Origin of the sequence: Pseudomonas baetica (genome assembly GCF_002813455.1) — a bacterium.
GTDB lineage: Bacteria > Pseudomonadota > Gammaproteobacteria > Pseudomonadales > Pseudomonadaceae > Aquipseudomonas > Aquipseudomonas baetica.
Genome location: NZ_PHHE01000001.1, coordinates 6,341,178 through 6,355,561 on the forward strand (window position 1 = coordinate 6,341,178; position 14,384 = coordinate 6,355,561).

The 14,384-nt window shown below is 60.4% G+C and carries 13 protein-coding genes; 4 read left to right on the forward strand and 9 right to left on the reverse strand.

The features are described from left to right. Window positions 1-96 precede the first annotated feature (96 nt). The 7 genes from ATI02_RS29525 to ATI02_RS29555 form a co-directional block, all read right to left on the reverse strand. Entirely contained in the window at window positions 97-612 is a 516-nt protein-coding gene (locus tag ATI02_RS29525) for an Hcp family type VI secretion system effector (protein ID WP_007919523.1), read from the reverse strand. 437 nt (window positions 613-1,049) lie between these two features. Next, window positions 1,050-2,438, reverse strand: a complete 1,389-nt coding sequence (gene hglS / locus ATI02_RS29530) for a 2-oxoadipate dioxygenase/decarboxylase HglS (protein WP_100848110.1) — start codon at window positions 2,436-2,438, stop codon at window positions 1,050-1,052. 88 nt (window positions 2,439-2,526) lie between these two features. Next, entirely contained in the window at window positions 2,527-3,747 is a 1,221-nt protein-coding gene (gene glcF / locus ATI02_RS29535; protein ID WP_100848111.1) for a glycolate oxidase subunit GlcF, read from the reverse strand. Between the two features lie 2 nt (window positions 3,748-3,749). After that, window positions 3,750-4,799 carry a glycolate oxidase subunit GlcE gene (glcE, locus tag ATI02_RS29540; RefSeq protein WP_100848112.1) on the reverse strand — a complete coding sequence of 350 codons (1,050 nt, stop codon included), beginning with the start codon at window positions 4,797-4,799 and terminating at the stop codon, window positions 3,750-3,752. Further along, window positions 4,799-6,298: a glycolate oxidase subunit GlcD gene (gene glcD / locus ATI02_RS29545; RefSeq protein ID WP_100848113.1), complete on the reverse strand. Its 1,500-nt coding sequence runs from the start codon at window positions 6,296-6,298 to the stop codon at window positions 4,799-4,801. The genes glcE and glcD overlap by 1 nt, the downstream gene beginning before the upstream one ends. A 36-nt stretch (window positions 6,299-6,334) precedes the next feature. Further along, entirely contained in the window at window positions 6,335-7,261 is a 927-nt protein-coding gene (locus tag ATI02_RS29550) for an alpha/beta fold hydrolase (protein WP_100848114.1), read from the reverse strand. 22 nt (window positions 7,262-7,283) lie between these two features. Next, on the reverse strand, window positions 7,284-8,738 hold the full coding sequence (locus ATI02_RS29555) for a flavin-containing monooxygenase (RefSeq protein ID WP_100848115.1): 1,455 nt from the start codon (window positions 8,736-8,738) through the stop codon (window positions 7,284-7,286). A 195-nt stretch (window positions 8,739-8,933) separates the two neighbouring features. Between ATI02_RS29555 and ATI02_RS29560 the strand changes: the two genes are divergently transcribed. Next, on the forward strand, window positions 8,934-10,007 hold the full coding sequence (locus tag ATI02_RS29560) for a diguanylate cyclase (protein WP_100848116.1): 1,074 nt from the start codon (window positions 8,934-8,936) through the stop codon (window positions 10,005-10,007). Between the two features lie 136 nt (window positions 10,008-10,143). Further along, entirely contained in the window at window positions 10,144-10,554 is a 411-nt protein-coding gene (locus ATI02_RS29565; protein WP_095190213.1) for an SRPBCC family protein, read from the forward strand. A 131-nt stretch (window positions 10,555-10,685) separates the two neighbouring features. Here ATI02_RS29565 and ATI02_RS29575 read toward each other — a convergent pair whose 3' ends face one another. Both ATI02_RS29575 and ATI02_RS29580 read right to left on the reverse strand, forming a co-directional pair. Then, entirely contained in the window at window positions 10,686-12,080 is a 1,395-nt protein-coding gene (locus ATI02_RS29575; protein WP_100848117.1) for a sensor histidine kinase, read from the reverse strand. Further along, window positions 12,058-12,741, reverse strand: a complete 684-nt coding sequence (locus ATI02_RS29580; protein WP_100848118.1) for a response regulator transcription factor — start codon at window positions 12,739-12,741, stop codon at window positions 12,058-12,060. The genes ATI02_RS29575 and ATI02_RS29580 overlap by 23 nt, the downstream gene beginning before the upstream one ends. A 192-nt stretch (window positions 12,742-12,933) precedes the next feature. Between ATI02_RS29580 and ATI02_RS29585 the strand changes: the two genes are divergently transcribed. Together ATI02_RS29585 and ATI02_RS29590 are read left to right on the forward strand one after the other, a co-directional pair. Next, a complete protein-coding gene (locus ATI02_RS29585; protein ID WP_095190223.1) occupies window positions 12,934-13,242 on the forward strand; it encodes a YdcA family protein in 309 nt (102 codons plus the stop codon). Window positions 13,243-13,433: 191 nt separating this feature from the next. Next, a complete protein-coding gene (locus ATI02_RS29590) occupies window positions 13,434-14,375 on the forward strand; it encodes a hypothetical protein (protein WP_100848119.1) in 942 nt (313 codons plus the stop codon). The last annotated feature ends 9 nt before the right edge of the window (window positions 14,376-14,384 follow it).

Consider the following 14,384-nt stretch of genomic DNA (forward strand, 5'->3'; position numbering starts at 1 on the left):
CGGCCGCAAAAGCGGGTCAACGTACGCGAAATTCTGGAGGGGCGTAAACAACATCGACCAGCAAAGCTGGCCGATGTTTGTAACGATCAGCCGTAATTAAACGACTGGAGCACGCCAGTCATCGGAACCCGAAGTACCGGATACTTCGTGGGTCCAGGTGATTTTGCGGTAGGTGAACTGCACTTCTTCCAGGTGGGTGAAGTGCGAGTTGCCTGGATCCTGGCAGTTGTGCATTTTGTTGTTGATGGCGACGATGATCGCGTCTTCCAGTTTGGTGGTGTAGTAGTGCTCTTGGGTACCTTGAGCCGAAGTACGGAACCACTGGATAACGATTTCGCTCATGCGCTCGCCGGAAGTCAGAGCGGCTTGCAGCAGAGGCGAAGCCTTGTCGTAGACCTTGGTGATCACAACTGGCTTGTGAACGCGCTGACCGGTTGGCTGACCGGATTGTGGGTCACGCGGGATGATCACGTCGTGGCTGAAAGCCTGAACCATGACCTGGTCTTCGTGGCCTTCCTGGTAGGTGTTGCCAACGGAGTCGGCAGTGAAGGCGCCTGCAGTGATCAGGCCTTGTTTTTCGCCGGTAACCGACATGTACGCTGGTGTTGCCATGGGGTGCTCTCCTTGCGGATAAATTTAGGGTGCCCGGGAGGCGAAATCGCCCGGTGGGTGCCTAAGAGCTATCAAGGAGCGTGCCAGCTTGTGTGAGGGGACCTGAATCCGGGGGGTTAGCGGGTGTCGGTCGCTAAACATAGGATGTTTGGTCGTGGTTTGGGGGTAAAAGTGCGCAAGAAGTTGCGCAGTACTGCGCAACTTCTTGCGCACTTGGCTGCAGGCCCCGTGACGTATGGGCTGTAGCGCTTCAGAGGGGTGTTTTATTATGGGGTACTGCGCAACTTCTTGCGCAGTACGGCCGAAGGCCATCACTGGCAGTGCACTGACTAAAAAATCAAAAGATCGCAGCCTTCGGCAGCTCCTACAGGAAAAATGCATTCCAAATGTAGGAGCTGCCGAAGGCTGCGATCTTTTGATCTACCGACGACCTGCCGTTAGATTATTTTCAGGCCCAGCACTTGCGCGCATTCTTCAATCGAACGCCGCTGCGTCTGCGCATACAACCCCAACTCATCAATGGTCGGACGTCCCAGCGCCTGTTCGAATGCCTGACGATTGGAGTGCTCGCCATAGTGTGTCTGCGCCGCATCGCCAAGGTTCGACTGAAAAATCCCCGCCGCACTGACCGGCAGGAAATCTTCGTACACCAGCGGTTCAGCTTTCACATGACCGTCGCGCAACAAATCCTCAAGCGAGGCCTCACCGAGGCTACCCGCCGCCAGACCCTTGGCCGTGGCGAAGTAGCGAAAGTACGCCAGACCCTGTTCGCGCATGCCCTCGACGCTGTCAGGGAATTCGCCAAAGTGTTGAGTCATCAGCGCGTTGTAGCGTGCGGCGTTGGCTTCATTGGGGAAATCACCCAGTTCCTCCCGCGCCGCATTCAACAGGCGGTCATACAGCGCCCGGCCCTTGGGCGTCAGCGCTGCACCGCGTTGTTCGATTTCGCCGAAACGCGCGCTGTGGCTGCCACGGGTTTCGCTCTGGTCGGTGAAGGCGATCGGCTCGTCCAGCGCCTTGAAACTGGTTTGGCGCAGCAGGATCGGGCATTGCCGACGCGGCGGACCTTCGATCACTGCTTTGGGCGTGATGCCATGGGCCGGCATCTGCTCCTGAACGACGTCGATGTCGAGAGTGCGCGGTGTCAGGTGATTGATGTGCGGACCTTTGAACGCCACTACATCCGCGATCAGACGGTGTTGGGCGCTCAACGTCTGGTACTGCGCGGCGGTGACGGTGGCGCTGTGATGCCAGCGAAAGGTCTCCAATGCCTGTAGGACAAACTCTGCTGCTTCGGTCTCGCTCAGTCCTCCTGCCGTTTCAGCCTCGGCGATCAGGCGCAATGCCGCAGGAGTAAAGATCGAACGCTTGGCCAGCACCGAGTCGGCAAAGGCGCGCAACTCAGGATCTTCAATCAACTCCAGCCGCAACAACGAGGTAAACACCCGAAACGGGCTGACTTGCAGCGCCTCTTCATGCACCGCGCGAAACGCCGTGGAATGCACCGGTACGCCTGCCGGGGTCAGGTCGTAATAACCCACCGGTTGCATACCCATCACCGCGAACAGGCGAGCGAGGGTGGCCAGTTCCGTTGCGGTGCCGACACGGATGGCGCCATGGCGCTCCATGTCGAGGCGTTGGATTTCGCCGGTATTGTCGAGTTGCCGGGCGATGTCTGGCTGACGTGAAAGCACGTCGCGGTTGGTCTGCTCCACCAGTTCCATCAGCGCGCCGTACAGCGGGACTTCTTCGCGGTACATGTCGGACATCGCTTTGGAGAAGCGTTGGCGGATCAGGTCGGGGCTGACGAAAGGCTGCACGGTCATGAAAAAAATTCCTGCCACGGTCACGAGATGGGTGGAGGAAAAGATCGCAGCCTTCTCCCGCGTGGGCAAACGAAGAATCCTACGAACTTCATTCTGCCAACGACTGATCCACCAGTTCGATCCAGTGCCTGACCGGGGCCCGACCAGCGCTGGCCAGATGACTCTGGCAGCCGATGTTGGAGGTGACGATCAGCTCAGGACGCCCGCTTTCCAGGGCATTGAGACGGTTGTCGCGCAATTGCCGGGCGATCGTCGGTTGGGTCAACGAGTAAGTGCCCGCCGAGCCGCAGCACAAATGCCCGTCCGGCACGTGGGTCAGGTTGAAGCCCAGGCGAGTCAGCACCGCTTCCACTGCGCCGCCAAGCTTCAGCGCGTGCTGCAAGGTACACGGACAATGCACGGCGATCCGCCGTTCGCTGGCGGCGCACACTTGCTCCAGCGGTTCCTGCGCGATGACCTGCACCAGATCGAGGGTCAGTTCGCTGATTCGCCGCGCCTTGTCGGCGTAAGCCGGATCGTCTTCGAGCAGATGCCCGTAATCCTTGATGAACGCGCCGCAACCGCTGGCAGTCTGGACGATGGCTTCGGCACCGTTTTGCAGATGCGGCCACCAGGCGTCGATGTTCTGCCGGGCGCGGTCGAGGCCTTTGGCCTGGGCGTCGAGGTGGTAGTCCAGCGCGCCGCAACAACCTGCTTCTGTCACCGCGGTGATGCTGATCCCGAGTCGATCCAGCACCCGCGCCGTGGCGTCATTGGTATTGGGGGACAAACCCGGTTGCACGCAGCCCTCCAGCAGCAACACCCGGCGCGCATGCCGTGGTGCCGGACGCAAGCCTGAACTGGGCAGATGCTGCGGCAGTTTGCTTTCAAATATTCGCGGCAACAGCGGTCGGAATGTCGTGCCCAGCCGCAACAAGCCTTTGAACAAACCGGGATTCGGCGCCAGTGCCCGCAACCCTTCACGCAACAACCGCTGCGCGGCCGGACGCGGTACCGCGTGATCGACCACCGCCCGGCCGATGTCGAGCAGGTTGTGATAATCGACGCCGGACGGGCAGGTGGTTTCGCAGTTGCGGCACGACAGGCAGCGATCCAGGTGCAGTTGCGTCTGCGCGGTGGCCGGCGCGCCTTCGAGCACTTGCTTGATCAGATAGATGCGCCCGCGCGGGCCATCGAGTTCATCACCCAGCAGTTGATAGGTCGGACAGGTGGCGTTGCAAAAGCCGCAATGCACGCAAGTGCGCAGGATCTTTTCCGCCTCGGCAGCGCGGGGCAGCTGTCGGGATTGCTCGCTGAGGGTGGTTTGCATGGCTAGAACTCCGCGTACATACGACCGGGGTTGAACAGCCCTTGCGGGTCGAGTTGCGCCTTGAGTTGCCGGTGATAGCGCAGCAGGGTCCAGGCCAACGGCTGGAACGGCGAGTCGCTGGCGCCGTGAGTGAAGCACGTGGCGTGACCGCCGAGCTCCTGGGCGAGGATCTGGATGTGCGGTTTGTCGGATTTCAGCCAGCGTTGCGCGCCGGCCCAGTCGATCAGTTGCGCGCCGGGCAAGTCCAGTGGGCCGAGATTGTTCGGCAGCGATAAGCGCCAAAGCGGCAGGCCTTCATCGAAAAACGGCAAACGTTGCTCGTTCAAGTCACGCCAGAACACCGAGTCCAGTGGCTCGCCGCCCAAGCGTTGATGCGCCGCCGTCACCGAGCCTTCGCCGCCCTCCAGGCGCAGGTACAAACTGGCGCCGTCGTGACACGCCGCGCTGATCGGCAGTGGTTGCTGGCCCCATTCGGCAAGATTGGCCAAGGCGCGGGTGCAGTCGATATCGAGGCGGATGCTCAGGCATTGCCGAGGTTTGGGCAGGACTTTCAGCGACACTTCAGTCAACACGCCGAGGCAGCCGTAACTGCCAGCCATCAGCCGCGACAGGTCATAACCGGCGACGTTTTTCATCACTTCACCGCCGAAGCGCAAGTGCTGGCCAAGGCCGGTGATCACTCGCGTGCCGAGGACGAAATCGCGTACCGAGCCCGACCATGGTCGCCGTGGCCCGGACAGCCCGGTGGCGATCATGCCGCCGACCGTGGCGCCTTCGCCGAATGCCGGCGGCTCGCACGGCAACATTTGCCCGGCAGCGTCCAGCGCGGCGAGCAGCTCGGACAACGGCGTACCGGCACGTACAGTGACCACCAATTCAGTCGGGTCATAACGAACGATGCCGCGATGCGCGCGGGTGTCGAGCACTTCGCCGGCCACTTCGCGCCCAAGGAAAGCCTTGCTGTTGCCGCCCTGAATCTTCAGTGGCGTGGCGTTGGCGCGCGCTTGATTGACCTGATCGAGCAGGGCGCTGCTGGCATCGAAGTCGGCCATCAGAAGCGCTCCAGTTCAGGGAACGGTAGTTGCCCGGCATGAATATGCATCGCACCGAATTCGGCGCAGCGGTGCAGGGTCGGGATGTTCTTGCCGGGGTTGAGCAGGCCCTTTGGGTCAAACGCGGCTTTAACCGCGTGAAACAGGCTCAGTTCGTCACTGTTGAACTGCGCGCACATCTGATTGATTTTCTCGCGGCCGACCCCGTGTTCGCCGGTGATGCTGCCGCCGACCTGCACGCACAGTTCCAGTATCTTGCCGCCAAGGGCTTCGGCGCGGTGCAGTTCGCCGGGTTGGTTGGCGTCGAACAGGATCAGCGGGTGCATATTGCCGTCGCCGGCATGGAACACGTTGGCCACGCGCAAGTTGTATTCCTCGCCGAGGCGAGCGATGCCTTGCAACACGCCGGGCAGTTCGCGACGCGGGATGGTGCCATCCATGCAGTAATAATCCGGCGACAGGCGGCCAATGGCCGGGAAGGCATTCTTGCGCCCGGCCCAGAAGCGCACGCGCTCGGCTTCGTCACGGGCCTGGCGCACTTCGGTGGCACCGGCCTCGGTCATGACCTCGCGCACCCGCTGGCAATCGTCGTGGACATCCGCTTCGACACCATCGAGTTCGCACAGCAGGATGGCTTCGGCATCCACCGGGTATCCGGCATGGATGAAATCCTCAGCTGCGCGGATGGCGAGGTTGTCCATCATTTCCAGGCCTCCGGGAATAATGCCCGCCGCGATGATTTCGGCCACGGCGCGCCCGGCTTTTTCCACGGAATCGAAACTGGCCAGCAGCACCTTGGCGACCTGGGGTTTGGGCAGCAGTTTGACCGTGACCTCGGTGATGATCCCCAGCAAGCCTTCGGAACCGGTGAACAGCGCGAGCAGGTCGAAACCCGCTGAATCGAGGGCGTCGGAGCCCAGCGTCAGGCGTTCGCCTTCGATGGTCAGCACTTCGATTTTCAGCAGGTTGTGCACCGTCAAACCGTACTTGAGGCAGTGCACGCCACCGGCGTTTTCCGCGACATTGCCGCCGATCGAGCAGGCGATTTGCGACGACGGATCCGGCGCGTAATACAGCCCGAACGGTGCGGCAGCCTGGGAGATTGCCAGATTGCGCACGCCCGGCTGGACGCGTGCGGTGCGCGCGGCCGGGTCGATGTGCAGGATGTTGTTGAATCGCGCCATCACCAGCAGCAGACCTTGTTCCAGTGGCAAGGCCCCGCCGGACAACCCGGTGCCGGCGCCACGCGCGACCACCGGCACGTTGTGTTGATGGCAGAGCTTGAGCAGGGTCTGCACCTGTTCCAGTCGCCGGGGCAGGGCGACCAGCATGGGCGTGGTCCGATAGGCCGACAATCCATCGCATTCGTAGGGTTTGAGTTCTTCCTCACGCCAGAGAAGGTCGAGATCCGGCAGCGCCTGCTGCATAACCTTGAGCAGCTTCGCCTTATCAACGACGGGGAGCGGGCCGTCGAGGCGTTCGTCGTAAAGAATGTTCATCTCAAATCCTGTTTACTGGCTGCAGGGTGCGGGCATTTATCGTTGCTTACCCAGAAACTCCCGATACAGGCGCGCCGTATTCGCCGGTTGTTCGACCATCGGCATGTGTCCGACGCCGTCCCAGACGTCCACCTGCAGATTGGCGATGCCCTTGCTCCAGATCGGTACGCTGCTGACGTCGATCAGCCGATCCTTGCGCCCCCACAGCAACAGCGCCGGGCATTTGATGTCGGCCAGTTTTGGCTCCATCGGCGCACTGGCACGGAAATCGCGGAAGATCTCTTCCAGTTCATCTCGTTGTCGTTCATAGCGCTGGGCAATGGCGTCCAGTACCAGCTTCGGCACCCACGGCGGCTCAGCCATGGTCATTGCATAAAACTGCTGGAACTCTTCCCGGGAGTTGATCAGAAACGGGTTGTGCCCACGGGCCAGATGCCGCTCCATGTCGCTGGCCTGCGGTGCCGTGACGCCGGCCGGGTCGATCAGTGCCACTGAGGCGATCCGCTCCGGGTAGGTTGCGGCCAGCCACGCGGCGATGTAGCCGCCCATCGAGTTGCCGATCACATGGACTTTTTCCACGCCGCAGACGTCGAGCAACTGGATCATGCGCTTGGCCTGCACCGGGATATCGTAGCCACCGCCGGCCTTGAAGCCGGTTTCACCATGGCCGGCCAGATCCGGGATGATCACCCGGTACTCGCGGACAAAATGCCGGGCAAAGCGCAGCCACAGATTTTTGTCGGCGCTGTAGCCGTGCAGCATCAATATCGCGCTGGCCGCCTCGTAGGGCCCGCCTTGCCAGGTCGAAACCGTCATCTCGGTGATCGGCACCTCGATTTTGTGCAATTTATACAACTTGGCCTCAAGGGCCATGCTCAGGTCATATAGCCAATGACCTACCGCCGGGTAACTCAACCAGCTCCAGGCCACGAAAACCGCGAGAGCGACAAACAGCAAAAGCATCAGACGTCTTCCTTTTACGTGTTCAGGACAAAATGTGGTCTGCCGGTTTCAACGCCCGGGTCAACCGGTAATAGCTGAAGCTGAAGCCGGGAAACATCGCGATCACATGACCGTCGCGGCTTTGATACCAACTGTGGCAGCCGCCGGACTTCCAGACTGTGCGCTCCATCTCACGGTGGATCATTGCAGTGTAGGTACGTTCCGCTTCGGGGCGCACTTCAATGCTGCGCAAGCCTTTAGTCTGCACTGTGCGGATGCAGTCGAGGATGTAGTTCATCTGCGCTTCAATGATGAACAGCGCCGAGGTATGGCCGATGCCGGTGTTGGGGCCGGTGACGATAAACAGGTTGGGAAAGTCCGGCAGGCTGGTGCCGAGGTAAGCGCGCGGGTATTGCGCCCAGACCTCTCTGAGTTGTACGCCGTTTTTTCCGCTGACAGGGTAGGAAATCACCCCGTCGGTGGCGTCGTAGCCGGTCGACCAGACGATCAGGTCAACCTTGATGTGTTGGCCATCCTGCGTGTTGACACCGGTTTCGTCGATGGAAGCGATGCCTTGCTCGTGGCTGTGCAGCGTAACGTTGGGCCGGGTCAGGGCCGGGTAATAGGTGCTGGAGACCAGGACCCGCTTGCAGCCAATGGTGAAATCAGGCGTGAGTTTTTCTCGCAGTTGCGGATCCGTCACCTGGCGCTTGAGAAAACGCAGCGCTTGGCGCTGCACCATATGGATCGCCGGTTTTGAGTATTTGAAGGCGATAACCCGTGTTTCGAATTGCCAGTAGAGCAGCCAGCGCAGCAGTTTATGGGCTGGTTTGATCCCCAGCAGCCAGCGCTGGAAACGCCCGAACCGGCGATCTGCACGGGGCAGCACCCAGTGCGGTGTACGCTGGAACACATGCAATTGCTCAACCTGCGGCGCAATCGCCGGGATCACTTGAGCCGCACTGGCGCCGCTGCCGACGATGGCCACGCGTTTGCCCCGGTAATCGTAGCGGTGGTCCCACTGGTTGGTGTGAAAAGTCTTGCCCTGAAAACGCTCCTGCCCGGCAAAGTGCGGGATCACCGGTTGGCTCAACGGTCCGCTGGCGTTGATCACGAACTGCGCATGGAAGATGCCCTTGGCGCTGGTGTGAACCGCCCAACGCTTTTCAACGTCGTCCCACTCGATGCATTCGACGTTGGCCTGCAGTTCCACTCGCTCGCGCAGGTCGAACGTGTCGATCACATGTTCGGTGTAGCGCTGCAGTTCTGCCTGTTCGGCGAACATCTGCGACCAGCGATACGGCGCGAACGACAATGAGTACAGCGGCGATGGCACATCCACCGCCGCGCCGGGGTAGGTGTTCTGGCACCAGGTGCCACCGAAGAAGTCCCGACGCTCCAGCAGACGGAAATCGTCGATCCCGGCCTTGAGCAAGTTCACCGCCGCACACTGGCCGCCAAACCCGCTGCCGATGATCAACACTCGATAGGTGTGCATGAGCCTCCTTCTTATAAATTTTTTTCCGTTTTCGTCCTTTCATGTATAGCCAAATATTTGCACTGTGTGCTCGCAAATTCCCACGGTGGACGGGAGCCTGCCGGCCGGTGATGGCTATTCAACGGCGCCCTGTTAGACTCCGGGAACACCGCTTTTGGGGGTGTGCGCAAGTTCCATCGAGTTATCGAGGCCCTTATGGGAAACAAGGGGGGAAAGGGACTTTCATTGGCAAGGAGGCTGTACACGTCGCGAACCCTCGGACTAGTGCTGGGGCTGCTCTGCGTGGGCGTGGCGATGTACCCGCTGGACCCGCCGCTCTGGGTTTGGGCGCTGATGGCGTTCAACGGTCTGGTCTGGCCGCATCTGGCCTTTCAATGGGCTCGCCGTGCGCGCGTTCCTTACCACGCCGAACACCGCAATCTGTTGATCGATGCTTTTCTCGGCGGCTTCTGGGTTGCCGCCATGCATTTCAATCCGCTGCCCAGCGCCACGACCATTTCGATGATGGCGATGAACAACGTGGCCATTGGCGGTCTGCGTTTTCTGCTGGCCGGGTCTGCTGCGCAATTGCTCGGGGTCGGTGTTGGGCTGGTGGTGTTTGCCCCGGCGTTCGTTGCGCAAACCTCACCGTTGCAACTGTATGCCTGTTTGCCGTTGCTGATGTTGTATCCGCTGGCGCTGGGCTGGATCTGCTTTCGCCAGGCCTATACGCTGGGCTTGCACAAGCGCGAACTGCTGGCCCTGAGCCGCACCGACAGCCTCACCGGCCTGCTCAATCACGGCGCCTGGAAGGATCAACTGGACATCGCCTTTCAGCGTTGCAGACGCCAGCAGCAGGGCGCTGCGATCGCGCTGATCGACATCGACCACTTCAAGGCGATCAACGACACCTATGGCCATGTGGCCGGCGATATCGTCCTGCGCCAACTGAGCAAGATGCTCAAGCAGAACTTGCGCGTCGACGATATTGCCGGGCGCTACGGCGGCGATGAATTCTGCGTGATCCTCCCGGATTTGCCGTTGTTCAATGCCGCGCAGGCCATGGAGGCCTTGCGCGAACGCTTCGCCACCCTCGTTTACGAACAGAATCCGGCGTTGAAGGTCAGCCTGAGCATTGGTCTGGCGGCGTACGACCCGGCTCACGACGATGCCACCCGTTGGCTCAATGACGCCGATCAGGCGTTGTATGAAGCCAAAGCCAGTGGACGCAATCGGGTGATCTGCAACTGCGATAATTTGCCCACGCATGAGCTGTTCGATTCGGTCTGAGCGGCCTTGCCCGTCAGATACGCGACCTGAAGTCAGTAGACGCCGGGGCCTCGGCCACTACCGGCGCCGCTCGGCGAATCGACGGTGGCGTGGCCGACAGCCTGACAATCTGAATTCCTTAGGAGAGACATTTTTTATGGCAACTGCATCCGCAACAATCGATATCCCGGCTTCGGCCGATCAGGTCTGGCAATTGATCGGCGGCTTCAACACGCTGCCGGACTGGCTGCCGTTCATTGCCGACAGCCAACTGAGCGACGGCGGGCGTGTGCGCACCCTGCAAACCGCCGATGGCGCTGTGATAATCGAGCGCCTGCAAGCGTTCGATAACGCTGCCAAGACCTACAGCTATTCGATTGAGCAGGCACCGTTCCCGGCCACTGATTATCTGGCGACGATCAAGGTTGAAGCCCAAGGGCAGGGCGCACGGGTGACCTGGTCTGGGCGCTTTAACGCCAAAGGCGTGAGTGATGAGGAAGTGGTGGCGCTTTTTAGCGGTATCTACCAAGGCGGCCTTGAAGCGCTGCGCGCCAACTACCCGGCTTAATCAGCCACCACAGAACCTGTGGGAGCGAGCCTGCTCGCGAAGAGGAAATGTCAGGCAACATCTTTGTTGAATGACACACCGCTTTCGCGAGCAGGCTCGCTCCCACATTGATTTCATTCCAAGGTGGGGGATCAGGAGCTTTCGATCAAACTCTGCCGACAATCAAGCACCAGTTTCGCCCCACCCAGGTCACTGCTGTTCACTTCAAGCGTAAACCCATGCAAGCTGACAATCGCCGCGACAATCGATAGCCCCAAACCAAACCCGCCTTGCGCCTGCCCACCTTCGGCGCGGTAGAAGCGCTGGAACACCGCTTCACGCTCTGCCTCGGGAATCCCCGGCCCTGAGTCATGGACTTCGATCCGCGTGTGCCCGGCGTCATTCACCCCGCGCAAAATCACCGTGCCACCGGCCGGCGTGAACTTGATCGAGTTACTGAGCAGATTCGCCAAAGCCTCGAACAGCAATGCCCGATCACCATTGAGCGGCGGCAGTGTCTGCGGCATGTTCAGCTCGAAGCGCAGTTCGCCTTCCTCGGCCAGCGGCAGGTAAAACTCATGCAACTCTTCCAGCAACTGCACCGGGTCGAGCTCGACAAACCCTGAGCGGCGCTGCCGGTCCTCCAGCTCGGAAATGCGCAACAAGCCACGAAACCGCGCCATCAGCGTATCCGCTTCAGCCAGCACCAGATCCAGTTGCGCTGCCTCTTGCGAGCCTTCGCCAGCCTGCTGTTGCATGCGATACAACTGGGCGCGCAAGCGGGTCAGCGGCGTGCGTAAATCGTGGGCGATGTTGTCGCAGACGCCTTTGACTTCATTCATCAGGCGCTCGATGCGTTCGAGCATGGCGTTGACGATGGCGGCGAGCATGTCCAGTTCATCGCGGCGATTGGACAGCGGTAAACGGTGGGTCAGGTCACCGGCGACGATAGCTTGCGCGCTGTCCTGGATCGCCCGGATGCGCCGCAACGGACGCCGCCGCAGCAAGTGCCAGCCGGCAATCCCCGGCAGAATCGTCAGTGATACGCCCCAGAACAACGCATGCAAAATGATTCGCGTCACCGCGAACAGCGAACCGTTGTCGCGTAGCAACACCAGCCAGCGGCCGTCGCGGGTCTGGGTGGCGACGGCGTCGCAGCTGTCCGCGGGCAGGGTCGGATCATTGGAGTCGGCGCATTCGGCGAGCATGTGGATCTTGCCGTCCAGCGGCAGGCCTTCGGGGATCTGTTGCAAGGCGCCGCCAAGGTACCGGCCTTGTGCGTCAAACAGGCCGTAGGCGTCGATCCCGCGAATGTCGAAGGTCATGCTCGCGGCCAGCGCTTCTTCCAGTTGTTCGCCGCGAAAATGCGAAAACAGATGCTGACGTTGCATCAGCGAATGCTTGGCGAGGTTGTCGAGGTAGCCGGAAACCTCGTAATACATGACCCCCATGAGGATCGCGCTCCAGGCCACGAACAGCGAACTGTACAGCGCCAGCAAGCGGCTGCTGGAGGAGCGCCAGCCGTCAGACGGGTTCGGCAATGACATAACCCGAGCCCCGTACCGTGCGAATCAACGGAACGTTGCCCGCCGCGTCGATCTTCTTGCGCAAACGGCCGATGTGCACGTCGATCAGGTTGGTGCCGGGGTCGAAGTGATAGCCCCAGACCTCTTCGAAAATCATCATCCGCGACAGAATCTGGCCGCTGTTGCGCATGAGGAATTCCAGCAGTTTGTATTCGGTCGGCAGCAGCGTAAGGACCTGTTCGGCGCGGCTAGCCTCGTGACTGATCAAATCCAGTTGAAGATCCGCCACCTGCAACGTGGTCGCGTGGGCGCCGCCACTGTTTTGCCGGCGCAGCAACACTTCAACCCGCGCGGCCATTTCGTCGGTGGCGAACGGTTTGGTCAGGTAGTCGTCGCCGCCAGCGCGCAAGCCGCGTACACGCTCGTCGACATCGGAAAGGGCGCTGATCATCAGAATCGGCGTGGCGACGCCCATGGTGCGCAGGGTGGTGACGATGGCCAGGCCATCCAGTTCCGGCAGCATGCGGTCGAGAGTGATCAGGTCATAGTTGCCGCTCACGGCACGGTCGAGGCCTTCGCGGCCATTGTCGACCCAATCCACGTCGAGCCCGTGGCTGCTCAGTTCGGCGACGATTTCCCGGGCGGTCACGGCGTCATCTTCGATGGTCAAAATACGCGTCATAGGGCAGGCCTTGATCGGTTCAAACGGAATGGGAGCATTTTGCCAAGAATTTTCCGTGACGCTTTAAATTAACTTTCATGTTGTAGCTGCCATTGGGCGGACCCAGGGATTAATTTGACGGAACGTTGATATCATCTGGCCATAAATTCAACAGGGAGTTGTTCCGTGGGTACTTTGAATCGCATTGGCTGGATGCCTGTGATCGGTCTGTTGCTGGCGCTGGTGAGCGCTTCGACCGTAGCAGCAAACACACCGTGCTCGGGGAAGAAGGGTGGTATTGATCGCTGCGACGGCGATCTGTTTCTGTGCAATGACGGCTCTATCAGTGGTTCGAAGAAAAGCTGTGCGGCGATGTTCGGCAATCAGGGCCAGACCCGAGCGCAAAAACTGCTGCAAAGCAACGACGGCTGCGCCTGTGGCACGGGATCGTTTTGCACCGGTCCACGGGGCGGCGTGTATTGCCTGACGCCCAGTGGTAACAAGAGCTACAAGCGTAAATAGCGGGTTTTTTGCCAATGCATAAAACCCGCCGTATTCATCCCCTTGTTGCAATTTGCAATGTCCTAAGAAGTTCACAATTTCTAATGTGTTGAAATACAACGATTTATTTATTGTTGGCAACTGGCACGGTCGCTGCAATTCGTAGTGTGACGAGTTGTAACACCATTTTTCATGCCTGGAGCACTACAACAATGAATAGATCCTCTGATGGGTTTTATGCTGCCTACGAAGGAGAGTCGAGCAACGTCTCAGGCGTGTCCTGGGGCGCGATCTTCGCGGGTGCCGCGGCTGCCGCTGCACTGTCGATGATTCTGGTGTTGCTTGGTTTCGGTTTGGGTTTCTCAGCCGTTTCGCCATGGGCCGGGGAGGGGATCAGCGCCAAGGGCCTGGGCATTTCCACGATTGTCTGGTTGGCGGCGACGCAAATCATCGCCTCCGGGCTGGGCGGTTACATTGCCGGTCGCCTGCGAGTGAAGTGGGCGAACATGCACGGTGATGAAGTGTATTTCCGCGACACCGCGCATGGTTTCCTGGCCTGGTGCGTGGCCACGCTGGTGACCGCGATTCTGCTGGTCGGCTCGGTCAGCAGCGTGATCAGCGGCGGCGTACAGGCCGGTGCCAGTGTTGCTGGCGGTGCCGCAAGCGCTGTGACCCAAGCGGCCGGTTCTGCAGCGGCGAACACTGACAGCAATCAATACGGCTACTTCATCGACAGCCTGTTCCGCGATGATCGTCCTGCGTCCGTCAGCGATGACGCCGCCCATGGCGCAGTGGCGCGAATCTTTGCCCAAAGCCTGGCTAACGGTCAGCTCAGCGCTGAAGACCGTACCTACCTCGCGCAACTCGTTGCCCAACGTACCAACCTGAGTCAGGCCGATGCGGAACGTCGCGTCGATGAAATCTACGCCCGCACTCAGAAAGCCATCGCCGACGCCAAAGTGAAAGCCCAACAAGCGGCTGACACGGCTGCGAAAGTCGCTGCCTTGACTTCGTTGTGGATGTTCATTGCGCTGTTGGCCGGTGCTTTCTTTGCCAGTCTCGCGGCTACCTACGGCGGCCGTCGTCGTGATGCAGTCGAGTACGTTGAAGTCGACACCTACGCCACCTCGTCCACTCTGCCTCCAGTCCGTTAAACAAGGAGA